Annotated in this window: 15 protein-coding genes; 5 read left to right on the forward strand and 10 right to left on the reverse strand. The window is 72.1% G+C overall.

The genetic code is table 11. The annotated features are described in order from the left end of the window. Positions 1-125: 125 nt before the first annotated feature. Together CP968_RS08765 and CP968_RS08770 are read left to right on the forward strand one after the other, a co-directional pair. Positions 126-2,582 (forward strand): DNA gyrase/topoisomerase IV subunit A, encoded by a 2,457-nt coding sequence (locus tag CP968_RS08765; protein ID WP_150517466.1) that lies wholly within the window; start codon positions 126-128, stop codon positions 2,580-2,582. A gap of 115 nt (positions 2,583-2,697) precedes the next feature. After that, positions 2,698-4,812, forward strand: a complete 2,115-nt coding sequence (locus CP968_RS08770) for a restriction endonuclease (RefSeq protein WP_189828874.1) — start codon at positions 2,698-2,700, stop codon at positions 4,810-4,812. A gap of 73 nt (positions 4,813-4,885) precedes the next feature. On the opposite strand, the gene CP968_RS08775 is transcribed toward CP968_RS08770, so the two are convergent. Both CP968_RS08775 and CP968_RS08780 read right to left on the reverse strand, forming a co-directional pair. After that, on the reverse strand, positions 4,886-6,076 hold the full coding sequence (locus CP968_RS08775) for a CobW family GTP-binding protein (protein WP_150517467.1): 1,191 nt from the start codon (positions 6,074-6,076) through the stop codon (positions 4,886-4,888). A gap of 14 nt (positions 6,077-6,090) precedes the next feature. After that, positions 6,091-7,242: a citrate synthase gene (locus CP968_RS08780; protein ID WP_150517468.1), complete on the reverse strand. Its 1,152-nt coding sequence runs from the start codon at positions 7,240-7,242 to the stop codon at positions 6,091-6,093. Between the two features lie 70 nt (positions 7,243-7,312). Here CP968_RS08780 and CP968_RS08785 point away from each other — a divergent pair, with 70 nt between their 5' ends. Beyond that, entirely contained in the window at positions 7,313-8,539 is a 1,227-nt protein-coding gene (locus CP968_RS08785) for a citrate synthase (protein WP_229886162.1), read from the forward strand. A 78-nt stretch (positions 8,540-8,617) separates the two neighbouring features. On the opposite strand, the gene CP968_RS08790 is transcribed toward CP968_RS08785, so the two are convergent. From CP968_RS08790 to CP968_RS08815, 6 genes are all read right to left on the reverse strand, one after another. Then, on the reverse strand, positions 8,618-10,225 hold the full coding sequence (locus CP968_RS08790) for a glycoside hydrolase family 13 protein (protein ID WP_229886160.1): 1,608 nt from the start codon (positions 10,223-10,225) through the stop codon (positions 8,618-8,620). 59 nt (positions 10,226-10,284) lie between these two features. After that, the gene (locus CP968_RS08795) at positions 10,285-11,160 is read right to left on the reverse strand and encodes a carbohydrate ABC transporter permease (protein WP_150517470.1); all 876 of its coding nucleotides are present in this window, start codon (positions 11,158-11,160) and stop codon (positions 10,285-10,287) included. A 28-nt stretch (positions 11,161-11,188) separates the two neighbouring features. Next, positions 11,189-12,097 carry a carbohydrate ABC transporter permease gene (locus CP968_RS08800; protein ID WP_150517471.1) on the reverse strand — a complete coding sequence of 303 codons (909 nt, stop codon included), beginning with the start codon at positions 12,095-12,097 and terminating at the stop codon, positions 11,189-11,191. A gap of 123 nt (positions 12,098-12,220) precedes the next feature. Next, positions 12,221-13,618, reverse strand: coding sequence for an ABC transporter substrate-binding protein (locus CP968_RS08805; RefSeq protein WP_150517472.1), 1,398 nt, complete (start codon positions 13,616-13,618; stop codon positions 12,221-12,223). 203 nt (positions 13,619-13,821) lie between these two features. Beyond that, positions 13,822-14,832: a LacI family DNA-binding transcriptional regulator gene (locus CP968_RS08810; protein WP_150517473.1), complete on the reverse strand. Its 1,011-nt coding sequence runs from the start codon at positions 14,830-14,832 to the stop codon at positions 13,822-13,824. Positions 14,833-15,019: 187 nt separating this feature from the next. After that, the gene (locus tag CP968_RS08815) at positions 15,020-19,306 is read right to left on the reverse strand and encodes a discoidin domain-containing protein (RefSeq protein WP_150517474.1); all 4,287 of its coding nucleotides are present in this window, start codon (positions 19,304-19,306) and stop codon (positions 15,020-15,022) included. Between the two features lie 231 nt (positions 19,307-19,537). On the opposite strand from CP968_RS08815, the gene CP968_RS08820 reads away from it, so the two are divergent. Beyond that, the gene (locus tag CP968_RS08820; protein WP_229886159.1) at positions 19,538-21,139 is read left to right on the forward strand and encodes a sensor histidine kinase; all 1,602 of its coding nucleotides are present in this window, start codon (positions 19,538-19,540) and stop codon (positions 21,137-21,139) included. Beyond that, positions 21,136-21,834: a response regulator gene (locus CP968_RS08825; protein ID WP_150517476.1), complete on the forward strand. Its 699-nt coding sequence runs from the start codon at positions 21,136-21,138 to the stop codon at positions 21,832-21,834. The genes CP968_RS08820 and CP968_RS08825 overlap by 4 nt, the downstream gene beginning before the upstream one ends. A 21-nt stretch (positions 21,835-21,855) precedes the next feature. Here CP968_RS08825 and CP968_RS08830 read toward each other — a convergent pair whose 3' ends face one another. Together CP968_RS08830 and CP968_RS08835 are read right to left on the reverse strand one after the other, a co-directional pair. Then, complete coding sequence (locus CP968_RS08830; RefSeq protein WP_150517477.1) at positions 21,856-23,448, reverse strand: solute symporter family protein; 1,593 nt, start codon at positions 23,446-23,448, stop codon at positions 21,856-21,858. After that, the gene (locus CP968_RS08835; protein ID WP_373304034.1) at positions 23,445-23,930 is read right to left on the reverse strand and encodes a DUF485 domain-containing protein; all 486 of its coding nucleotides are present in this window, start codon (positions 23,928-23,930) and stop codon (positions 23,445-23,447) included. The genes CP968_RS08830 and CP968_RS08835 overlap by 4 nt, the downstream gene beginning before the upstream one ends. Positions 23,931-24,005 lie beyond the last annotated feature (75 nt).

Raw genomic sequence — 24,005 nt, forward strand, 5'->3', positions numbered from 1 at the left:
TCGACAGCCGGAGAAGTTCCCGGGTCACACCTGGGTCGGAGTCGGCGTTGTCGGCGGCTCGGGCCACAATGGTCCGCGTCAGACCCCCAGCACCCCATCATTCTTGGTTAAGGAGCCGCGCAGCGATGGCCCGCCGCAGCACGAAGACCCCGCCGCCGGAGGATTTCGAGGAGAAGATCCTCGACATCGACGTCGTCGACGAAATGCAGGGCTCCTTCCTCGAGTACGCGTACTCGGTGATCTACTCCCGCGCCCTGCCCGACGCCCGGGACGGCATGAAGCCGGTCCACCGCCGCATCGTCTACCAGATGAACGAGATGGGCCTGCGCCCCGACCGGGGGTACGTCAAGTGCGCCCGCGTCGTCGGCGAGGTCATGGGCAAGCTCCACCCGCACGGCGACGCCTCGATCTACGACGCCCTGGTGCGCATGGCGCAGCCGTTCTCCATGCGGCTGCCGCTGGTGGACGGGCACGGCAACTTCGGTTCGCTCGGCAACGACGACCCGCCCGCGGCCATGCGCTACACCGAGTGCAAGATGGCCGACGCCACGTCACTGATGACGGAGTCGATCGACGAGGACACCGTCGACTTCACCGCCAACTACGACGGCCAGGAGCAGGAGCCGGGCGTACTGCCCGCGGCGTATCCGAACCTGCTGGTCAACGGCGCGTCCGGGATCGCGGTCGGCATGGCCACGAACATGCCCCCGCACAACCTGGGCGAGGTCATCGCGGCCGCCCGCCACCTGATCCGCTACCCGGCGGCGGACCTGGAGGCGCTGATGCGCTTCGTGCCGGGTCCCGACCTGCCCACGGGCGGCCGGATCGTCGGCCTCGCCGGGATCAAGGACGCGTACGAGAACGGCCGCGGCACCTTCAAGATCCGCGCGACGGTGGCCGTGGAGAACGTGACGGCCCGCCGCAAGGGGCTGGTCGTCACCGAACTGCCCTTCACGGTCGGCCCCGAGAAGGTCATCGCGAAGATCAAGGACCTGGTCGGCTCGAAGAAGCTGCAGGGCATCGCCGACGTCAAGGACCTCACCGACCGCTCGCACGGCCTGCGCCTGGTCATCGAGATCAAGAACGGTTTCCACCCGGAAGCGGTACTGGAGCAGCTCTACAAGCTGACGCCGATGGAGGAGTCCTTCGGCATCAACAACGTGGCGCTGGTGGACGGCCAGCCGCTGACGCTGGGCCTCAAGGAGCTGCTGGAGGTCTACCTCGACCACCGCTTCGAGGTCGTCCGGCGGCGCAGCGAGTTCCGCCGCACCAAGCGGCGCGACCGGCTGCACCTGGTCGAGGGCCTGCTGGTGGCGCTCATCGACATCGACGAGGTCATCCGGCTCATCCGCGACAGCGAGAACTCCGCGCAGGCCAAGGCCCGGCTGATCGAGCGGTTCTCGCTGAGCGAGATCCAGACCCAGTACATCCTGGACACGCCGCTGCGCCGGCTCACCAAGTTCGACCGGCTGGAGCTGGAGTCCGAGCGCGACCGGCTGAACGGCGAGATCGACGAGCTCACCGGCATCCTGGATTCCGACACCGAGCTGCGCAAGCTGGTCTCCGCCGAACTGGCCGCGGTGGCCAAGAAGTTCGGCACCGAGCGGCGTACGGTCCTGCTGGAGTCGGCCGGTACCGCGATCGCCGCCGTGCCGCTGGAGGTCGCGGACGACCCCTGCCGCGTGCTGCTGTCCTCGACGGGCCTGCTGGCCCGTACGGCCAACGGCGACCCGCTGCCGGAGGAGGAGGACGGCTCCCGCGCCAAGCACGACCTGATCGTCTCGCAGGTCGCGGCGACGGCGCGGGCGGACATCGGCGCGGTCACCTCGTACGGGCGGCTGCTGCGGCTCTCGGTGATCGACCTGCCCCAGCTGCCGGACACCCACGCCGCGCCGAACCTGGCGGGCGGCGCCCCCTTCTCGGAGTTCCTCTCCGCGCTGGAGGCGGACGAGAGGCTGATCTGCCTGACCTCGCTGGACGAGTCCTCGCAGGGGCTGGCCCTCGGCACCGAGCAGGGCGTGGTCAAGCGCGTCGTGCCGGACTACCCGGCCAACAAGGAGGAGCTGGAGGTCATCACCCTCAAGGACGGGGACCGGATCGTCGGCGCCGTCGAGCTGCGCACGGGCGAGGAGGACCTGGTCTTCATCACCGACGACGCCCAGCTGCTCCGCTATCCGGCGGGCCAGGTGCGCCCGCAGGGCCGGCCGGCCGGCGGCATGGCGGGCATCAAGCTGGCCGACGGTGCCAAGGTGATCCACTTCTCGGCCGTGGACCCGGCGCGGAACGGGGTGGTGTTCACCGTGGCGGGCTCGCACGGCACCCTGGACGACTCGGTGACCTCGGGGAAGCTGACCCCCTTCGACCAGTACCCGCGCAAGGGCCGGGCCACCGGCGGTGTGCGCTGCCAGCGGTTCCTGAAGGGCGAGGACGTCCTCGTACTGGCCTGGGCGGGCGGCTCCCCCGTCCGTGCGGCCGGTGCCAACGGCGCTCCGGCCGCGCTGCCCCCCGTCGATCCGCGGCGGGACGGCTCGGGGGCTCCGCTGCCCGCGACCGTGACGGCGCTGGCGGGCGCCGTGCTGTAGACCCACGCCGCGCACGCCGCACCCCGTCGCCCGTGGGGTGTCCGGTCCCGGGACCGGACACCCCACGGGCGACTACTGTTTTCCCGGAGTACGCGGTGGGGGGAGAACACAGCTGATGAGCCGTCGATCGAGCAGCGGACTGATCGGGACCTGGGCGCAGGAGCAGCGCCGGCAGCAGCAGGACCGGCTGGTCCGGCAGCGGGAGGCCGAGCGCCGGCAGCGGTCGGACGAGCGGGACGCGGCCCGCGGCAACCGGCAGCGCCGCGAGGCCGAGGCCCGGCGCGGGACCGAGCGGATCGACGCCGAGGTGGACGCGCTGCGGAACCTGCTGGTCGCGGGCTGCCGTACGCCGGCGTTCCGCACGGCCGCGCTGGGCCGGCCCGAGCAGCTGGAGCCCTTCGACCCGGGCGCGCTGGCGCACCCGGTGCCGATGCCGCGCCTTGAGGACTTCCAGGGTCGGAGCAGCGGCTGGACCCTCGGCTCGGGCCAGCGGGCCCGTGCCGAACAGGAGGCGCACGCCCACTACGCCCAGGCCTGGCAGGCGGCGCACGCCGCGGAGGCGCAGCGCCGCGAGCGGCTGGCGGCCTACCGGCAGCAGTACGACCGGTGGGCGGCGGAGCAGCTCGCCGGGGTCCGGGCGCACAACGACGGGCTCGCCGAGCTGGCCGGGGCGCTGCGCGCGGGCGATCCGGAAGCGGTGGTGGAGTACTTCTCGGCCGCCCTGTACGCCTCGGCGGCCTGGCCCGAGGCGCTGCCGAGGCGGCTGGCGGCGGCGTACGACCCGGCCGTGCGCCAGCTCGTACTGGACTGGGAGCTGCCGGCGTACGCGGTGGTGCCGCAGGCCAGGGCGGTGCAGTACCTGCCGAGCACCGACCAGGACAAGGTGAAGCCGCGCCCGGTCACGGAGCGGCGCGCGCTGTACCGGGACGTGCTGGCGCAGTGCGTCCTGCTGGTCCTGCGCGAGCTGTACGCGGCGGACGAGTTCGCCGTGCTGGACTCGGTGGTGGTCAACGGCTTCGTGGACTGCCCCGATCCGGTGACGGGCCACGACGCCCGGTTCGTCCTCGCCACGGCGGCGGCGACGCGCACCGCCTTCTCCGGACTGCGGCTCGAACAGGTCAGCGCGGTGGACTGCCTGGTCGACGGCTTGCGCGGGCAGCTCTCGGCCCGGCCCGACCAGCTGACCGCGGTCCGTCCGGGACGCCGGCCCGACGAGGTCGGCTCGGTCGGCGGGGCGGGCGGGCCCGCCGGGCGGGGGGACGGCGGGGAGGACGAGCCGGACCTCTTCGCCATGGACCCGATCGCCTTCGAGCACCTGGTCGCCGAGCTGTTCCGGGCGATGGGCATGGAGGCGGTGACCACGCAGCGGTCGGGCGACGGCGGCGTGGACGTCGAGGCGCTGGACCCGGCCCCGATCCGGGGCGGACGGATCGTGGTGCAGGTCAAGCGCTACCGCAACACCGTGCCGCCCACGGCGGTACGGGACCTGTACGGGACGGTCCAGGACGCGGGGGCGAACAAGGGGGTGCTGGTCACCACCTCGTCCTTCGGACCGGGGTCGTACACCTTTGCCAACGGCAAGCCGCTGGAGTTGGTTCCCGGCGCCGAACTCGTGGACCTGCTGCACCAGTACGGTCTGCGGGGCAGGCTGGGCGGGACTCCGGGCGGCGCCCCGGCGGCGCGCCGGACACCGCGGTCGGCACCGGCCGCGGCTTCGACACCGGAGCCCGGGTCGGACCTGCCGGCCGACCACAACGTGCTGGGCATGTCCTGGTCGGGGGCGGTCGCGCTGGACGTGTGCGCGCTGGTCTGCACGGGCGGCCGGGTGCTCACCGAGGACCACTTCGTCTTCTACAACAACCCCCGGACCCCGGACGGTTCGGTACGGGCCCATCCGCACGCGGCGCCCGACCGGGCGGCGCTCGCGGTCTCCTTCGACGGCCTGCCCCGGGAGGCCGACCGTCTGGTGCTGGTGGCCGCCGTCGACCCCGAGGCCGATCCCCACGCCGACCTGGCCGGGTTCACGGACGCCCGCATACGGCTCCTGGACGCGGGTGGTGCGGAGGCCGGGCGGTTGGAGGTCTCGGACGGCCGGGCGGGCGAGACGGCCCTGGTCCTCGGGTCGTTCCGGCGCCGGGCGAGCGGCGACTGGGACTTCGTGATCGGCGGCAAGGGCTACCGGGGCGGCCTGGAGGACCTGTTGCGGGAGTTCGGCGTGGACGTGGCCTGACCCGCGGCCGCTCCGGGAAGGGGACCCGTACCGGCACCCGGACCGGGCAGCGGCGTGGCGGGGCGCGGCCCGGTCACGCGTCCGGGTCGGGGTCCGGCTCCGGGGCGAAGTGGTCCGGCTCCGGGTCCGGGGCGAAGCGGTCCGGGTCCGGGGCGAAGTGGTCCGGCTCCGGGTCCCGGTGGTCCCCCTCCGGCGCCGGGCCTGGTTCCGCGGGCCGGGCGGCGTACCGCAGCACCCCCCACATGCTCTCGGGCCGGCCCTCGTGCGGAGCCGGCTCGCGGCAGGCCTCCAGCGCGCCGAGCAGCGCCTGCCCGTCGGTGCCGGAGCCGATCAGGACCAGTTGCGTCAGCCGTTCCTCGCCCCTCCCCCACGGCCGCGGGTCGAAGCGGAGGAAGCGGCCGACCGCCTGGACCTCGTAGCGCTCCTCGTAGCCGGGGACGCCGAAGTAGACGTAGCCCTTGATCCGGTAGAGGCCGGGCGGACGGCCGTCGAGGAAGTCGATGAACCGGCGCGGCGAGAGGGCCTGCGCGGAGACGAACTCGACGCTCTCGTAGGCCGCGTGCACATGACCGCCGTGGTCGTCGTGGCCGTGCCCGCCCTCGGCGTCGGCCTGTGCGAGCAGGTCCTCGAAGGAGAGCTGCCCGCGGGTCTCGGTCCAGGGCCGCCGGTCGAAGAGCAGCTCGGGGTCGATCCGTCCGTGGTCCACGCCCACGACCGGTGTTCCCGGGACCGTGAGCGCGGCCAGCCCGGCCTCGACGCGGGAGCGCTCGGCCGCGTCCACCCGGTCGGTCTTGTTGAGCACCACGAGGTCCGCGACGGCGAGGTGCCGGTCGGTCCGCGGGTGCCTCGCCCGGGTCGCCTCGAACTCCGCCGCGTCCACGACCTGCACCATGCCGCCGTAGCGGACGTCGGGGTTCTCGTTGGCCATCAGCATCCGGATCAGCTCCTCGGGCTCGGCCAGCCCGCTCGCCTCGATGACGATCACGTCGATGCGGTGCACGGGCGCGGCCAGCTTCTCCAGGTACGCGTCCAGCTCGCTGCCGTCGACGGCGCAGCACAGGCAACCCCCGCCGAGGGAGACCATCGAGTCGCCGAGCTGGCCGGCCACCGCCATGGCGTCGACCTCGATCGAGCCGAAGTCGTTGACGACGACCCCGATCCGGGTGCCGCCCCGGTGGGCGAGGAGGTGGTTGAGGAGGGTGGTCTTGCCGGAACCGAGGAATCCGGAGAGGACCACGACGGGGAGGGGCTGCCTGCTGTTCACCCGGCCGATCGTAGTCAGCCGAGCGCGGGCACCGGTTGCGGCGGGGTGGGACCGGTGTAGCGGGCGGCCGGGCGGATGATCTTCGAGTCGGCGGCCTGTTCGAGGACGTTCGCGCTCCAGCCGATCACCCGGGCAGCGCAGAAGGTCGGGGTGAACATCGCGCGCGGCAGTCCGCACAGCTCCATGACGACCCCCGCGTAGAACTCCACGTTGGTGTGCAGTTCGCGGCCGGGCTTGAGCTCGGCGAGGATCCGTTCGACCTGGCCCTCCACCTCCACCGCGAAGTCGACCAGGGGGCCGCCGAACTGCAGGGCGATCTCGCGCAGCATCCGCGAGCGCGGGTCCTCGGTGCGGTAGACGGGGTGCCCGAAGCCCATGATCCGGTCGCCCGCGAGGACCCGTTCGCGGATCCACGGCTCGATCCGGTCCACGGTCCCGATGGCGTCCAGGGTGTCCAGCGCGCGGCTCGGGGCGCCGCCGTGCAGCGGACCCGACAGCGCGCCGACCGCACCGGTCAGGCAGGCGGCGACGTCCGCTCCGGTGGAGGCGATCACACGGGCGGTGAAGGTCGAGGCGTTGAAGCCGTGGTCCACGGTGGACATGAGGTAGCGCTCGACGGCGCGGGCGCGCACGGGGTCGGGTTCGCGGCCGGTCAGCATGTACAGGTAGTTGGCCGCGTACGGGAGGTCCGCGCGCGGTCCGACCGGCTCCAGTCCCTGTCCCAGCCGGTGCAGCGCGGTGAGCAGGGTGGGTACGGCGGCGCAGGCGGCCAGCGCGTCCGCGGCGCGGCCGGCCGGGTCGAGGTCGAAGACGGGGCGGAAGCCTGCGGAGGCACCGAGCAGCGAGAGCGCGGTCCGCAGCCCGGCGAGCGGGCCGGACGCCGCGGTGGCGCGGGCGAGCGCGGGCAGGGCGTCCCGTAGCTCGGCGGGCAGGACCCGTAGCGGGGCGATCTCGGCGGCGAAGGCGTCCCGCTCGGCGGTGTCCGCCGGGAGCGTGCCGCGGAACATCAGGTGCCACACGTCCTCGAAGGAGCGATCGGCGGCGAGTTCGACGGCCGAGTACTGGCGGTAGTGGTAGAAGCCCTCTCGGCCCCGGACGTCACCGAGCTCGGTGTCGGTGACCACGACTCCCGCGAGACCGCGGGGTACTGCGACGACGGTATCCATGGCTCGACCATCGATGATTGATGCGATCGATGTCAATATTGATCGAATCAATGTGTATAGGGTGATGTGCATGGACGAAGAGCGACGGCTCACCACCCGGCAGGCCGCCGAGGTGCTCGGGGTGAAGCCCGCGACCGTGTACGCCTACGTCAGCCGCGGACAGCTGGCGAGCCGACGCGATCCGGTCGGCCGGGGCAGCAGCTTCGACGCGCGCGAGGTGGAGGCACTGGCCCGGCGCAGTCGGCGCGAGGCGGCGGGCCCCGCCGGCGAACCGTCCGTGCGCACCGCGCTGACCCTCATCGAACCCGACCGCTACCACTACCGGGGCGTCGACGCGGTCGGCTTGGCCTCGCGGTACCGCTTCGAAGAGGTCGCCGAGTTCCTGTGGACCGGGATCCTCCCGCACGGCGCGCGCTTCACCGCTCCCGCCGGGACCCTGGCCGCCGCCCGGCGCGCGGTGGACGCGCTGCCCGCGGAGGCCGGGCCCGTCGACCGGCTGCGCGTGGCCACCGCGGCCGCGGCCGTCACCGACCCGCTGCGGTTCGACCTCGCCCCCGAGGCCGTGCTCGGCGCCGCGCGCTGCCTGATCCCGACACTGGTCGGCGCCCTGCCGGCGCGGGGCACGGCCCCGTGGCCCGGGGACGGCCGCACCGCCCGGCAGTTGTGGCCCCGGCTGACGGCGCGGGAGCCCGACCCGGACGCGCTGGCCGTGCTCGACCTGGCGCTCGGGCTCCTCGTCGACCACGACCTGGCCGCCTCGACCCTGGCCGTACGGGTGGCCGCGTCGGCGCGGGCCCATCCGTACGCGGCGGTGTCGGCCGGACTCGGCGCCCTCGAAGGGCCCTTGCACGGGGCGGCCGGCCGGCTGGCCCACCGGATGCTCGCCGAGGCCATGGAGCGGGGTGGCGCCGCGCCGGTCGTCGCCGACCACCTGCGGGCCGGGCGGCGGGTGCCGGGCCTCGGGCACCGGCTCTACCCGGGCGAGGACCCCCGGGCGCGCGCCCTGTTCGCCCGGCTGGAGGCGCTGCCGCAGGCCGGACCGGCGCTGGCCGCCGCCCGGGAGGTGGCCGCCACCGCGGCGGCGCGCCGGCCCGGGCTGCACGCCAACGTGGACCTGGCGCTGGCCGTGCTGACGGTGTCGTGCGGGATGCCGCCCGAGGCCGGGGAGACCGTCTTCGCGGTGGCGCGCACGGCGGGCTGGATCGCGCACGCCCTGGAGGAGTACCAGGAGCGGCCGCTGCGGATGCGGCCGAGCGGGCAGTACCACGGGCCCCGCCCGCCACAGCCGATGCCGTGACGGGCGGGGCCCGCCGCGGGCACCGTGGCGGGGAGGGGCGGTCGCAGGAGGCGGTCGGCCGGCGGTCCGGCCGCGGCGTCAGGTCCGCAGCCAGACCGCCGTGTCCTGGGGGAGCAGCCCCGCGTCGTCCAGGGCGGAGCTGGCCAGCACGACGTCGGTGTGGGCCGGCAGCGGCACCGGCCCGCCGGACAGGTTGGCCACGCACACCAGCCCGTCGGGCCGGGTGAAGGCCAGCACCCCTTCGGGCGCCTCCAGCCACTCCAGCGAACCGCCCCCGAAGCCGGCCGCCGCGCGGCGCAGCCCGAGGGCGGTCCGGTAGAGGGTGAGCATGGATCCGGGGTCGCCGGCCTGCCGGTCGGCCGCGTAGGCGGGCCAGTCCGCGGGCTGCGGGAGCCACGCGTCGTGCCAGGGCTCCGCGGTCCACGGCAGCGGTACCCGGCAGCCGTCGCGGCCCGGATCGGTGCCCCCCGAGCGGAAGTGCATGGGGTCCTGGATGCGGCCGATCGGCACGTCGGCCTCGGGGAGGCCCAGCTCCTCGCCCTGGTAGACGTACACGGCGCCGGGCAGGGCCAGCGTCAGCAGGGCCGCGGCGCGCGCCCGGCGGGTGCCGAGCTCCAGGTCGGTGGGGGTGCCGAAGGCCTTGGCCGCGAAGTCGAAGCCGGTCTCCGCGCGCCCGTAGCGGGTGACCGTGCGGGTGACGTCGTGGTTGCACAGCACCCACGTGGCAGGCGCCCCGACCGGGGCGTGCTCGGCGAGGGTCTCCGTGATGGAGGTGCGCAGCCGCCCGGCGTCCCACGGACAGCTGAGGAAGGAGAAGTTGAAGGCGGTGTGCAGCTCGTCGGGGCGCAGGTAGCGGGCGAAGCGCTCGGAGTCGGGCAGCCAGACCTCGCCGACGAAGATGCCGTCGTACTCGTCGGCGATGGCGCGCCAGGAGCGGTAGACGTCGTGCAGCTCGTCGCGGTCGATGTAGGGGTGGATCTCCCCGGGCCACGGCTCCGGGGAGCGTCCGGCCAGGTCGGGCAGGGCCGGGTCCTTGGCGAGCAGGGCCGCGGAGTCGATCCGTACGCCGGCCACCCCCCGTTCGAACCAGAAGCGCAGCACTTCCTCGTGTTCGCGGCGCACGGCCGGGTGGTCCCAGTTGAGGTCGGGCTGCTGCGGGGTGAAGAGGTGCAGGTACCACTCCCCGTCCGGCACCCGCGTCCAGGTCGCGGCCCCGTTGAACTGCGAGGGCCAGTCGCCGGGGGGCAGTTCTCCGTGCTCGCCGCGTCCGGGGCGGAAGTGGAAGAGTTCCCGTTCCGGGCTCCCGGGGCCGGCCGCGAGGGCGGCCCGGAACCACGCGTGCCGGTCGGACACGTGGTTCGGGACGATGTCGACGATGGTGCGCAGCCCCAGCCCGCGGGCTTCGGCGATCAGCTTCTCGGCTTCGGCGAGGGTGCCGAAGGCGGGGTCGATGGAGCGGTAGTCGGCGACGTCGTAGCCGCCGTCGGCGAGCGGGGAGAGGTACCAGGGGGTGAACCACAGCGCGTCCACGCCGAGTTCGGCCAGGTAGGGCAGGTGGGCCCGGACGCCCGCGAGGTCACCGGTGCCGTCCCCGTCGCCGTCGGCGAAGCTGCGTACGTACACCTGGTAGATGGCGGCCGAGCGCCACCAGTCGGCGGCGTCGTCGGGCAGGGGAAAGTCAGCCACGGAGGGGTCCTTTCACAGGGGGCGGCCGGGCGCGGCGGCGGCGTGGGGCCTGCGGGGCGTCAGCCCTTGAGGGAGCCCGCCGTGAGACCGCTCATGATGTTGCGCTGGAAGATCAGGAAGATGACGAGCGTGGGCGCCGAGGCCATCGCGAGTGCGGCGATGAGATGGTTCTCGGGCACTCCCGTGGCCAGTGAGTAGATGCCGACGTTGAGCGTCTGCAGGGCGGGGTCCGGGAGGGTGAGCATCGGCCAGAGGAAGTCCTTCCAGACGCCGACGATCGCGAAGATCGACACCACGCCGAGGATGGGGCGCGACATCGGCAGGACGATGGAGCGCAGGGTGCGGACGGCGCTCGCCCCGTCGATGGCGGAGGCGTCCAGGATCTCCTGCGGTATGGAGTCGAAGAACCGCTTCAGCAGGAAGATGTTGAAGGCGTTGGTGACGGACGGCAGCCAGATCACCCAGGGCGTGTTGAGCAGGTTCCGCTCGATGATCGGCATGTCGAGGACCGTGAGGTACTGCGGTACGACGAGGACGGTGGCCGGGATCATCAGGGTGGCCAGCATCATCCCGAGCACGGCCTTGCCGAGGACGGGCCGCAGTTTGGAGAGGGAGTAGGCGGCGCCCACGTCGAGGACGAGCTGGAAGGCGAGGGCGCCGAAGGCGTAGTAGAGGGTGTTGAAGAGCAGCTTGGCGAGGTCCATGACCTTCCACGCGGCCTCGTAGTTGGCGGTGTGCAGGGAGTCGGGCACCAGGGTCGGCGGGACCTGGGCGAACTCCTCGGTGCTCTTGAGGCCGTTCGCGACCATCCAGTAGAGGGGTCCGAGGAAGACCAGGGTGAAGCCGGCCACGACCAGGACGAGCACGGTCCAGTAGAGGATCCTGCCCCGGGTGCGGCCGAGTTGGGCCGGCGATATCAGCGTGCGCTCTGCCATGTGAAGTACTCCCTGGGCGGGTTCCCGGTCAGTTCTCGTTGTCGCGGCTCAGGCGGACGTACAGGGCGGAGAAGCCCGCGAGCAGGACGAGCAGGCACAGGCCGAGAGCCGCGGCGCCGCCGTACTGGTTGAAGCTGAAGGCGTACTGGTAGATGAGGACGACGACCGTGGTGGTCGAGCCCTCGGGGCCGGCGCCGCCGGTGAGCAGGAAGGGTTCGACGAAGACCTGCATCGTCGCGATGATCTGCATCAGCAGCATCAGCGAGAGGATGAGCTTGGTCTGCGGGATCGTGACGTGCCAGACCTTGCGCAGCAGACCGGCGCCGTCGAGCTCGGCGGCCTCGTAGAGCTCGCCCGGGATGCCCTGGAGCGCGGCCAGGTAGATCAGGGTGGCCCCGCCCATGTTCATCCAGGTGGAGGCGATGACCACGGAGAGCATCGCGGTGTCGGTGGACTGCAGCCAGTCCTGCGCCGGGAGGTGCAGGAATTCCAGTACCCGGTTGAAGAGGCCGTAGCCGGGGTCGTAGAAGTACTTGAAGAGCAGGATCGAGGCCACCGGCGGCATCATCACCGGCAGGTAGACGAGCAGTCGCAGGTAGCCCTGTGCGTGGCGGAACTCGTTCAGCACGAGCGAGACCACGAAGGGCACCACGAAGCCGAGGGCCAGCGCGAGGCCGGTGAACAGCAGGGTGTTGCGCCAGGCCTGCCAGACGTTCGGGTCGCCGAAGACGTAGGCGAAGTTGTCCCAGCCGACCCAGCGGGTGGCGCCGCCCTCGGTCTTCTGGAAGGCCAGCAGGAACTCCCGGACCATCGGGTACCAGGAGAAGAAGGAGAAGCAGAGGACGGCGCCGATCAGGAAGCCGTGGGCCGTGAGGTTCCGCTTGAAGGCCCGGAGGAACTCCGCGCGGGAGTCACGGGGCAGGGTGGGGGCCGACATCGCCGCTCGCTCCTTGGTGGGTGGTCGCCCCGGCGGCCGCCTCGGCGGGCCGGGGGTGGGGCGGGTGGGACCGGGGCGGGTGGGGCCGGTGGCGGGGAGGCACCGCCGGACCCACCCGGGCCGCTACTGGTTCCCCAGGACCTGGTTGACCGCCTTCTCGGCGTCCCCGAGGAGCTGGGCGGGGTCGGCGTCCTTGTTGGTCAGGACGCCCGACATCACCTTGTCGAGCACCTTGTAGACCTCCTGCGCCTTCACCGGCTCCGGCTTGCCGGGGACCGGGTGGTCCAGGAAGGGCTTGAAGTTGGCGACCGGCATGGTGGCGCTCGCCGCCTTCAGTTCGTCGTCCTTGGCCTTGCTGGCCCCGGTGAAGAAGGCGGGCTGGGGCAGGCCGACCGGCAGGCCGTCGGCCTTGCTGCGGTCGTACCGGAACTGGCCCTTGCCGACCGCGAGGGTCTTGAAGTTCAGCCAGGCGATGGCGGCCTTGACCTTGTCGGGCGAACTGCCCTTCTTGATCATGTAGCCGTTGCCGCCGGCCAGGGTGGCCGCGCCGCCGGGGATGGGGCCCATCCCGAAGTTGTCGTACTTGGCGCCGAGCTGCTGGACCATGTACGTGATGTCGTCGGGCGCGGCCAGGAACATGCCGAGCTTGTCCGATGCCATCTGCTTCTGCAGGTCGCCCCACTTGAGCAGCTGGGTCTTGCCCATGCTGTCGTCCTCCCAGCGCATGGCGTGGAGGTTGTCGACGATCTGCCGGCCGGTGGGGTTGTTGAAGGCGGCCTTGCCGTCGGCGCCGACGATGTCGCCGCCCATGCCGTACATGGTGGCCGTGTAGTGCCAGCCGCCCGTGTTCTCCACGCTGTACTCGCCGAAGCCGGCGACGCCGTTGCCCAGCGCCGCGATCTTCTTGGCGGCGGTGCGGACCTCGTCCCAACTGCGCGGCGGGGAGTCGGGGTCGAGGCCGGCCTGCTGGAAGAGCTTGCGGTTGACCAGCAGGCCCATCGTGTAGTTGCTGGTGGGGACGCCGTAGAGCTTGCCGTCGCGCTTGAGGACGTCCATGACGTTCTTGTCGATGTCGTCGAGCGCGGGCACCGAGGCCGGGGTGACGTACGCCGAGATGTCCTGGACCCCGTCGTTGTCGAGCACCTGCTGGAGGTCGGTGAAGTACGCGTAGAACACGTCCGGCTGGGACTTGGCCTTCAGCATGGCGGTGAACCGCGGGGGCTCCAGGCACTGGCCGGGGGTGGAGCGGCCCTCGATCGTGACGTTCGGGTACGTCTTGTTGAACTCCGCCACGTCCTCCTTCCACTCCTTGAGCTCGGCCGCCTTGGCCGCGGGCGGCATGCAGTCGATGGAGAGGGTGACCTTGGTCTTCGGGTCGAGCGGGGTGGTGGCGTCGGTGGAACCGCCGCTGGCCTGGGGCTTGTCGTCGGCGCTGCTGCTCGTACCGCAGGCCGCGAGGGCGGTGACGGCGAGCGCGGAGGCGAGGGCGGCCGCGACGTTGCGGCGGACGTTGGTTCTCATCGGTGGTCCCCTTCGAGCATCGAGCAGGAGGCGTGGGGGCGAGCGCGGCACACTCAACCACCACCCACAGATGAACGCAATATCTCGCGCAGATTTCGTAAGAGATTGACAGCAGGATGTCGGGCCGGGAACGCAGAAAGGGCTCCGGAGCGTCCGATCGGACGCTCCGGAGCCCTCGACGGCGTGCGCCGGAGGTGCGCGGACTAGCCGCGGGGGGCCTGTGCGGTCGAACCGCGCACGACGAGTTCGGGCTCGAAGAGCAGCTCGCCGGGTTGTACGGCGGCCCCCTGGATCTGGGCGGTGAGCAGCTCGACCGCGGCCCGGCCCATGGCCTCGATGGGCTGGCGGACGGTGGTCAGCGGGGGCTCGGTGCAGTTCATGAAGGCCGAGTCGTCGTACCCCACCACGGAGACGTCCCGGGGCACGTCCAGACCGCGGCGGCGCGCGGCCCGTACGGCTCCCAGGGCCAGCGGATCGCTCGCGCAGATGATTCCGGTGATCCCGCGGTCCAGCAGCCGGGAGGTGGCCGCGTGGCCTCCCTCCAGGGAGAACAGGGCGCGCTCCACATGGGCGGCGGGCAGCTCGGTGCCGGCCGCGGCGGCCACCGCCTGGGCGGCCACCAGCTTGCGCAGCGAGGGCATGTGGTCGGGCGGCCCCAGCACCAGGCCGATCCGCTCGTGGCCCAGCGAGGCCAGGTGGCGCCAGGCCTGCTCCACCGCGACGGCGTCGTCACAGGCCACGCAGGGGAAGCCGAGGTCGTCGATGGAGGCGTTGATGAGCACCACCGGAACCTTGCGCTCCGACAAGAGGCGGTAGTGCTCGTGCGGGGCGTCGGCCTGGGCGAAGAGTCCGCCCGCGAAGACCACCCCGGACACCTGCTGCTGGAGCAGCAGTTCCACGTAGTCGGCCTCGGAGACCCCGCCGGTGGTCTGAGTGCACAGCACCGGGGTCAGCCCCTGCTGGGCCAGCGCACCGCCGATGACCTCGGCGAAGGCGGGGAAGATGGGGTTCTGCAGCTCGGGCAGGACCAGTCCGACCAGCCGGGCCCGCTCGCCGCGCAGTTGGGTGGGCCGCTCGTATCCGAGGACGTCGAGGGCGGTGAGCACGGACTGTCGGGTCGCCTCCGAGACGCCCGGCTTGCCGTTGAGCACCCGGCTGACCGTTGCCTCGCTGACCCCCACCTTCTTCGCCACTTGAGCAAGTCGTCGCGTCATGAGCGCAAGAGTAGCGCAAGGAATGCAAGTTCCTTGCAGTTCGATTACGGCCAGTTTGACGCATGCGCGCGCGGCCCGGAAGGGGTCGCGCGCGACGGCCGGACGGCGGACGGGATGCTCCCGGGGAGCCCCGCCCGCCGTCCGGCGGCGGATGTGCGCGTGGTCGCGCCGTCGTGCGGACGGGCCGCTACGGCAGCTGGTTGATCCTGAAGGTGGAGGTGGTGTTCCGGACGTCCACCGCGTTGTCGCTCGTCTTCAGGTTGTGGATGGTGACCTCGCCGACCGCCGGACCCTGCCCGGCCTCGGGCATCTCGTTCGCCCAGAGGCCGAATCCGGACTTCGCGTCGAAGGCGTCTCCGCTCTTCCTCGCCCCGGTGATGGTGATGTCCCGCAGGATGGTGTCCTTGATCGGGTTGACCGGCTGGCCGCCCACGTACTGGGTCTGGAACATGATGCCGCTGTACGTCGGATCGACGATGTCGACGTTGTTGATCCGGATCCCCTGGAAGACCTTCGAGGCGGAGAAGATCCAGATGCCGGGGAAGGTCTGCGCGCCCCAGAAGTGGCCGCCGGACCGGACGATCGAGATGTTCTCGAAGGTCGTCGGATCGGTCCCGAACCCGTTCATCGGGTACCCGAAGTCCAGCGAGCTGATCGTGATGCCCGAGTAGACGAGGGTGTCGGCGATGTGGATGTTGCGGAAGGTGTTGTTGAAGCCGCCGTAGACGGCCACGCCCGCCGCACGCCAGGTCAGGATGGTGGTCAGGTTCTCGTAGACGTTGTTCTTCATGTCCGCGCCGCCCGCGTCGATCGCGGAGAACAGCGCGAAGCTGTCGTCACCGGTGGCCCGCGCCTCGTTGTTGGTCACGAGGTTGTCCGTGCTGCCGTTGGTCATGTTGATGCCGTCGGCGAACATGTCGCGGATGCGCGAGTTCTTGATGGTGATCCGGTCGGTGTTGGCGCCCCAGTACAGGCACACCATGTGCTCGTTCCAGATGTTGTCGATGGTGATGTCGGAGACGTTGGCGAAGTCGAATACCTTGCCCGGGCCGTCGATGCGCGAGGTGTAGTTCCCGAAGTACGCGAAGCCAGCGAAGGACGAGCCCTTGGCGGTGCCTTCCGCGCGCCAGCCGATGTCGGTGTTGTCCTGGGAGGACGGGGCGTGGAAGCGGGTGAACCACGGTCCGGCGCCGACGACCTGCACGGCCTTGCCGTACACCTGGAACTTGCCGGCCGTCTGGTAGTCGCCGGGCGGCAGGTAGACGCCGACGAGCTTGCCGGTGGTGTCCATGCGGACCTTGTCCAGGGCGTTCTGCACGTCCTGGTGGGTGAAGCCGGCGGGCACCGTGTAGGTCGCCGGGTCCGGGTTGGGGATCGCGGTGGCCTGCTCCAGGCTCACGAAGTCGATCGCGTAGGTGGAGGTGTTGGCCGCGTCCTTCTGGAGGCGGATCCTGCTGCCCGGCGGGACGGTCTCGCCCAGCTGGATGTTGGCCTCGTCGTAGATGTGGCGCGGTGCGCCGGAGCCCGGCGAGTTGCCCGGCGAGGCCTCGGCTCCGTAGAGCCAGGCGTACTTGGAGGTCAGCGGCAGGGTCTTCTTGAGGGTGCCGTTGACGTAGACGTTGATGGTGGAGTCGATGCCGCCGCCGCCCGGCGCGTCCGGGATGGAGAAGCGGGTGACCAGCGTGTTGGTGGCGGCCCGGGTGGTGAACTCGACGTACTCGCCCGTCGCGTCCAGGTTGACCGCCTTGCGGCCGGAGGCCTCGCCGGCGATGTCGCCGATGGTCCGGTTCGGGCCGACGACGCCGGCTCCGCCGCCGACGACCCCGTCCTCCGCCTCGTACATGTCGAAGGGCATGTTCGCCCCGCGGCCCACGAAGAAGGACCTGCTGGAGGTGTTGTTGACGCGCTTGACCGGAAGCTCGTTGGCGTCGTCGGCGAGGACGACCTTCACGGTGTACCTGCCGTTCGCCGCGGGCCAGCTGCCGAGCGCGATCGGCGCGGTGGAGGCGCCCGCCGCCAGGGCGCCGCCGAAGGAGCCCGTGAACGTGCGCACGGTGGCGCCGCCCGCGTCCTGGAGGGTGAGGGTGACCGCGTGCGTGCCGGCCGCGGCCGCCACGGTGCCCTGGTTACGCACGGTGACGGTGAAGGCCACCGGCTGGCCGGCGGACGGGGCGCTCGGCGACCAGCCGACCGCCGAGGCGACCAGATCGGAGCTGTCGACGGGCCGTACCACCAGCGGTGATCCGGTGCGGCTGTTGTTGGTGTCGTTCTGCTCGACGACCGTGTCGGCCTCGTCGACGACGGCGCTCAGCGGGTACGTGCCCGCATCGCGCGCACCGATCCCGGCCGTGACGGTGACCGTCGCGCCGGCGGCCAGCGCGGGCACGGCCGCGGTGGCGACCTTCGTGCCGCCGAGCTGGAAGGTGACGGCCGTGGCGGGGGCCGGGGCCGGGCCGCTGTTCTTGACGGTGGCGGACAGCGTGACCGGGTCCGACTCCACCGGGGCGGCCGGGGCGGCGCTCAGTGCGGTGACCTCCAGATCGGGGTTGGGCGCGGGGACGCCGATGACCTGGAACTCGGCGATCTGACCGTTGGAGGAGCCGGTGTTGGAGGTGAAGCGCAGCTGGACGTCCGCGACGCGGGCGCCCAGCGGGATGGTGACGGTGTTGCCGGAGGCGGGGTTGAAGGCGTAGTCCTTGGCCGCGACCAGGCCGGTGACGCCCGAGGCGCTCTGCTCGCGGCCGAGGACCTGGATGTTCTGGGTGCGGGCGCCCCAGGCGGCGTCGGGGTTGAGCTTGAGGACGAGCCGGTCCACGTCGGCGTTGGCGCCGAGCTTGACCGTCAGCGTGCTCGGGTAGGCGCCGGCCGCGCCCTCCCAGTAGGTGCTGGTGCTGTTGTCGTTGGCGTTCTCCGCGACGAAGGTGTGGATCACGGAGGAGCCGGTGACGGGCTTGCCCACGGCCAGGTTGGAACCGCCGCCCCCGGAGCCGTTGCGGGTCACCTGGTTGCTGTCGCCGGAGCGGTTGCCCGCGGCGTCCTTCGCGCGGACGACGTAGCCGACCGTGGCGCTGGCGGGCTGGGCGTCGGTGTAGGTGGTGACGTTGCCCGCGACCGTGGTGCGCAGGACGTTGTTCGCGTAGACCTCGTAGCCGGTGACGCCCACGTTGTCGGTGGAGGCCTGCCAGGTGAGCTTGATCTGGCCGGCGGCCGGCTCGGTGAGGCTCAGGGAGGCCGGCGCGGTCGGGGCCTGGGTGTCGCCGCTGTCGCCGGCGCGGGTGACGGTGTTGCTGTTCGGCGACTGGTTGCCGGCCGCGTCCCTGGCCCGGACGAGGTAGGTGACGGTGGCGCCGGCGGGCTGGGTGTCGGTGTAGGTGGTGACGTTGCCGGCCACGCTGGTGCGCAGCTGGTTGTCGGCGTAGACGTCGTAGCCGGTGACGCCGACGTTGTCGGTGGCCGCCTGCCAGGTGAGCTTGATCTGGCCGGTGGCGGGTTCGGTGTAGGCGAGCGCGGTGGGGGCGGTCGGCGCCTGGGTGTCGCCGGTCTGCGGGCCGTAGATCTCCAGCTCGGAGAGCTGGCCGCCGGGCTGGACGGAGTTGAGCGATATCAGGACGCGGACGTAGCGGGTGGTCGCCGCGTCGAAGGAGAGGGTGACGGCGTTGTTGCCGGCCGCGTTGAAGTCGTAGGCCTTGGACGCGGTGAGGTCGGTGAAGTCGGAGCCGTTGGCGCTGCCCTGGAGCTTCAGGGTCTGGGTGCGGGGGCCCCAGTTCTCGGGCAGGCGCAGCACGACGCGGTCCACGCGCACGGAGGCGCCGAGGTCGGCCTGGATCCACTGCGGCAGGGCGTTGTTGACGCTCTCCCAGTAGCTGGCGCTGTTGCCGTCGTTGGCGTTGCCGGGGACGTAGACCTGCGTGTTGCTGCTGGCGGTCAGGGTCTTGCCGAGCGCCAGGTTGGCCGAGGATTCGCCGGGTGCGCGGACCTCCAGCTCGGAGAGCTGGCCGGCCTGCCACCCCGTGTTGGCGGTGATGTTGATCCTGACGTACCGGGTCTGGGTGGCGGGGAGGGTGATGGTCACCGTGTTCCCGCTGCCCTGGCCGAAGGTGTAGGTGGCCGAGTTCACCAGGGTGCTGAAGGCGGTGCCGTCGGCGCTGCCCTGCACGGACAGGGTCTGATTGCGGCTCTCCCAGGCGGCGGGCAGCTTGAGCACCACCTGGTCGACGCGGGTGGTCGCGCCCAGATCGGTCTGCACCCACTGCGGGAAGCCGCTCCCGGCGCTCTCCCAGTACGTGGACTGGTCGCCGTCGGTCACGTTGGCGGCGGTGTACGCGCCGTTGGCACTGCTCGCGGCCGCGGGGCGGCCCGCGGCGATGCTCGGTCCGCCGGCGGCCGCGGCGGTCAGGGCCGGCCAGCCCGTCATCAACAGGGCGGTGCTGATGAGGGCGGCCAGGGCCCGCCATCTCCAGTTGAGCCTTCTCATATGTCCTCGTCCCTCGGGCATGAGTTTTCTGAACCAGGTGAGATAGGAATTTGCGTCGTGCGGTGCGAGAGTTGCAGAGCACTGCCGAATCGTCTACACCCTGGACCGCACTTTCGCACCGTCATTCCTTGCGCAAGCTGGGCGCAATTGACGCAAGCGATTTGCGTGGACGAGGGAAATTCCGCTTGTGCCCGAGTCGACCTACCGTTGCTTCTCATGCGGTTCCCCCTCATGAGCGCTCGGCGCCTCGGGCTGCCCAGACGGGCCGCCTACCAGATCCTCCTCACCCAGCTGGCCATCGCCGGCGGGGTCGTCGCGTTGGCCACCGGCCTGTTCCTGGCCCCGCTCGGCGCACAGCTCGACGACCAGGCCATGCGGCGCGCCCTGGCCATCGCGCAGAGCGCCGCGGCCGATCCGTCACTGGCCGCCGACCTCCTGGAAGCAGGCCCCTCGGCCGACGGCCCGGTGCAGTCGGCGGCCGAGCGGATACGCCGGGCGACCGGTGCCGAGTACGTGGTCGTCGTCGACCTGAACGGCATCAGGCGCTCCCACCCCAGCGCCGACCGGATCGGCCTGCCCGTCTCCACCGATCCGGGGGACGCCCTGGCGGGACGCGAGGTCATGGAGATCGACGACGGCACCCTGGGCCGCTCCGCCCGCGGCAAGGTGCCGCTCCTCGCCGCCGACGGGGAGATCGTCGGCGCCGTCTCGGTGGGCATCGCCTACGACAGCGTCCGCGACCGGCTGCTGGGCGCCATCCCCGGACTGCTGGCCTACGCGGGCGGCGCCTTGGCCGCGGGCGCCCTGGCCGCCTACCTGGTGTCCCGCCGGATCCAGCGGCAGACCCGGGACCTGGCCTTCTCCGACATCGCCGGCCTGCTCGCGGAGCGCGAGGCCATGCTGCACTCCATCCGCGAGGGCGTCATCGGCCTCGACCGGCACGGCCGCGTCCGCCTGGTCAACGACGAGGCGACCCGCCTGCTGGGACTCGCCCCGGACTCCGCCGGCTCCCTGGCGGGGCGCCCGCTGGACGACGTGCTCGGTACCGGCCGCACCACCGACGTCCTCTCGGGCCGCGTCACCGGCCGCGACCTCCTGACCGTCCAGGGCCCGCGAGTCCTGGTCGCCAACCGGATGCCCACCCAGGACGGCGGCGCCGTGGCCACCCTGCGCGACCGCACCGAACTGGAGCACCTGGGGCGCGAGCTCGACTCCACCCGCGGCCTGATCGACGCCCTGCGCGCCCTCGACCACGAGCACGCCAACCGCCTCCACACCCTCCTCGGCCTGCTGGAGCTCGGCCTGCACGAGGAGGCGGTGGAGTTCGTGACCGAGGTCGTCGGCGTGCACCGCAGCACCGCCGAACAGGTCACGGAGAAGGTCCACGACCCCCTGCTGGCCGCCCTCCTCGTGGGCAAGGCGACCGTGGCGGCGGAGCGCGGGGTCCCCCTGCGCCTCGCCCCGGCCACCCTGCTGCCCGACCGCCTGGTGGACCCGGGCGGACTGGTCACGATCGTCGGCAATCTGGTCGACAACGCCCTGGACGCCGCCGTCGGCTCGGCGGCGCCCCTGGTCGAGGTGGACCTGCGCGCCGACGGCCGCACGGCCGTCCTGCGGGTGCGCGACAGCGGGCCCGGCGTGCCGGAGGCGCAGCGCGAGGAGATCTTCACGGAGGGCTGGTCGACCAAACAGGCCCGGGCCCACCGCGAACGCGGGCTGGGCCTGGCCCTCGTACGCCGCCTCGCGGAGCGTCAGGGCGGCACCGCCCGGGCCGGCGAAGCAGCGGACGGAGGGGCGGAGTTCTCCGTCGTACTCCCGGAGGCCCTGCGGTGAACGGGACCCCGATCCACGTATTGGTCGTCGACGACGACGTGCGTGTTGCCAGGATCAACGCGGCGTACGTGGCGAAGGTTCCCGGTTTCCGGGTCACCGCCCAGGTCCACTCGGCCGCCGAGGCCTTCGCCTTCCTCACCGCCCACCGGGTGGACCTGATCCTCCTCGACCACTACCTGCCCGACGAGAACGGCCTCGACCTGGTCCGCCGCCTGCGCCAGCTCGGCCACGGCACCGACGTCATGATGGTCACGGCCGCCCGCGACCTCGCCACCGTCCAGAGCGCCATGCGCCTCGGCGCCCTCCAGTACCTGGTCAAGCCCTTCACCTTCACCGGCCTGCGCAGCCGGCTGGAGGCGTACGGCGCGCTGCGCCGCACCCTGGAGACCGGCGGCGAGGCCGAGCAGGCCGAGGTGGACCGCATCTTCGGAGCCCTCGCGGCCGCCGGCTCCCCCAACGAGCTGCCCAAGGGCCACTCCCCCACCACAGCGGAGCTCGTCCGCCAGGTGCTCCGGTCCGCCGACGGCCCGCTGTCCACGCAGCAGATCGCCGACCGGGCCGGCATCAGCCGCCAGACCGCACAGCGCTACGTCAAACTCCTCGACCGCGCGGGCCGGGTCACCCTGGCCCTGCGCTACGGCGAGACCGGCCGCCCGGAGCACCGCTACACCTGGGTGCCCTCGGAGGGCGCCTGAGCGGCGGCGCTCCGGACCGCCTCAGACCGCTCCGGCACCGGTCAGCGACCGGACCTCGGTCTCCGCGTGCTTCGCCAAGTCCGGTTCCTCGACCGAGGTGACGGTGCCCAGCCAGCCCGCCAGGAAGCCCAGCGGGATCGAGACGATGCCCGGGTTCTGGAGCGGGAACAGCTGGAAGTCCGCACCCGGGAAGAGCGATTCGGGGCTGCCGGACACCACCGGCGAGACCACCACCAGTAGCATCGCCGGCACCAGCCCGCCGTACACCGACCAGACGGCTCCGCGCGTCGTGAACCCGCGCCAGAAGAGCGAGTACAGCAGCACCGGCAGGTTGGCGGACGCGGCCACGGCGAAGGCCAGACCGACCAGGAAGGCCACGTTCAGGTCTTGGGCGAGCAGGCCGAGGCCGATGGCCGCGGCCCCGATGCCGACGGCTGCGGCCCGCGCCACCGCGACCTCGCTGCGCTGCCGGGCGTGCCGGCGCTTGAGCGAGGCGTACAGGTCGTGCGCGACGGAGGCCGAGGAGGCCAGGGTGATCCCGGCGACCACGGCGAGGATGGTGGCGAAGGCGATGGCCGCCACGACGGCGAACAGCACCGCGCCCCCGGTGGAGCCGGCGCCCCCGCCGAGGTGGGCGGCCAGCAGCGGTACGGCCGTGTTCCCGGAGGCGTTGGACGCGCGCACCGCGTCCGGCCCCACCAGAGCGGCCGCACCGAAGCCGAGCACGATGGTCATCAGGTAGAAACCGCCGATGAGCGCGATGGCCCAGACCACCGACCGGCGCGCGGCGCGCGCCGTGGGCACCGTGTAGAAGCGCGAGAGGATGTGCGGCAGCCCGGCCGTGCCGAGGACGAGCGCGAGGCCGAGGCTGATGAAGTCGACCCGGGAGGTCCAGTCGGCGCCGTACTTCAGCCCCGGGCCCAGGAACCGCATCCCGTGCCCGCTGCGGTCGGCTGCGCTGGTGAGGAGCTGGTCGAAGTTCCCGTGGAAACGGAGCAGGACGAGCACGGTCAGGGTGATCGCGCCGCCCATGAGCAGGACGGCCTTGACGATCTGGATCCAGGTGGTGGCCCGCATGCCGCCGAAGGAGACGTAGACCACCATCAGCGCGCCCACCCCGACCACGGTCAGGGTGCGGGCGGTACCGCCCGAAGTGCCGAGCAGCAGGGCGACCAGACTGCCCGCGCCGACCATCTGGGCGACGAGGTACAGCACCGAGACGACGACGGAGGAGGCACCGGCCGCGATCCGGACCGGCCGCTCGCTCATCCGGGCGGCGACCACGTCGGCGAGGGTGAACCGGCCGCAGTTGCGCACCAGTTCGGCGACCAGGAAGAGCACGACCAGCCAGGCGACCAGGAAGCCCACCGAGTACAGCATGCCGTCGTAGCCGAACAGGGCGATCAGGCCGGAGATGCCGAGGAAGGAGGCGGCGGACATGTAGTCGCCCGCGATGGCGAACCCGTTCTCCAGCGGGGAGAACAGCCGGCCGCCCGCGTAGAACTCCTCCGCGGAGCCGTGCCGGTTGCGGCTGACCCAGGTGGTGATGCCCAGGGTCACCGCGATGACGAGGCTGAAGAGGATCAGCGCGAGGGTCTGGTGCTCGGTGTTCACCGGCCGCTCCCCGTCGCCCGGGTGCGCTCCTGGTCGCGCTCCTGCTCGAAGACGGTCCAGCGCAGGTCGAGCGCGGCCCGGTCCCGGCGCAGCCGTGCGTGCCGGGCGTACGCCCAGGTCAACAGGAAGGTGCTGAGGAACTGGCCGAGTCCGGCCAGCATCGCCACGTTGACCGCACCCGCCACGGGCCGGGCCATGAACTCCGGGGCCGCGGTCGCGGCGACGACGTAGGCGACGTACCAGAGGAAGAAACCGATGGTCGCCGGGACGACGAACCGCCGGTACCGGCTGCGGACCTCCTGGAAGGCGGCGCTGCGCTGCACTTCGAGGTAGATGTGGGACGCGCCGGGCGCGGGCCGGCCGCTCTGGGCCGGGATCGGCGGGGAGGTGTCCCCGCCCTCGCCCCAGCCGACGGCCAGCGCGTCGTACCAGGGGTCGTCGAGCCGGATCGTTCCGGCATCCCGCCCTTCGTGCTTCTCCACCGAACTCTCCTTGTCCGCCGCCGCATTGGCCGCGTGGCACAAGGATGTGGTCATTGGTGGCTTTCCGGACTCATC

The organism is Streptomyces subrutilus (genome assembly GCF_008704535.1).
GTDB classification, from domain to species: Bacteria; Actinomycetota; Actinomycetes; order Streptomycetales; family Streptomycetaceae; genus Streptomyces; species Streptomyces subrutilus.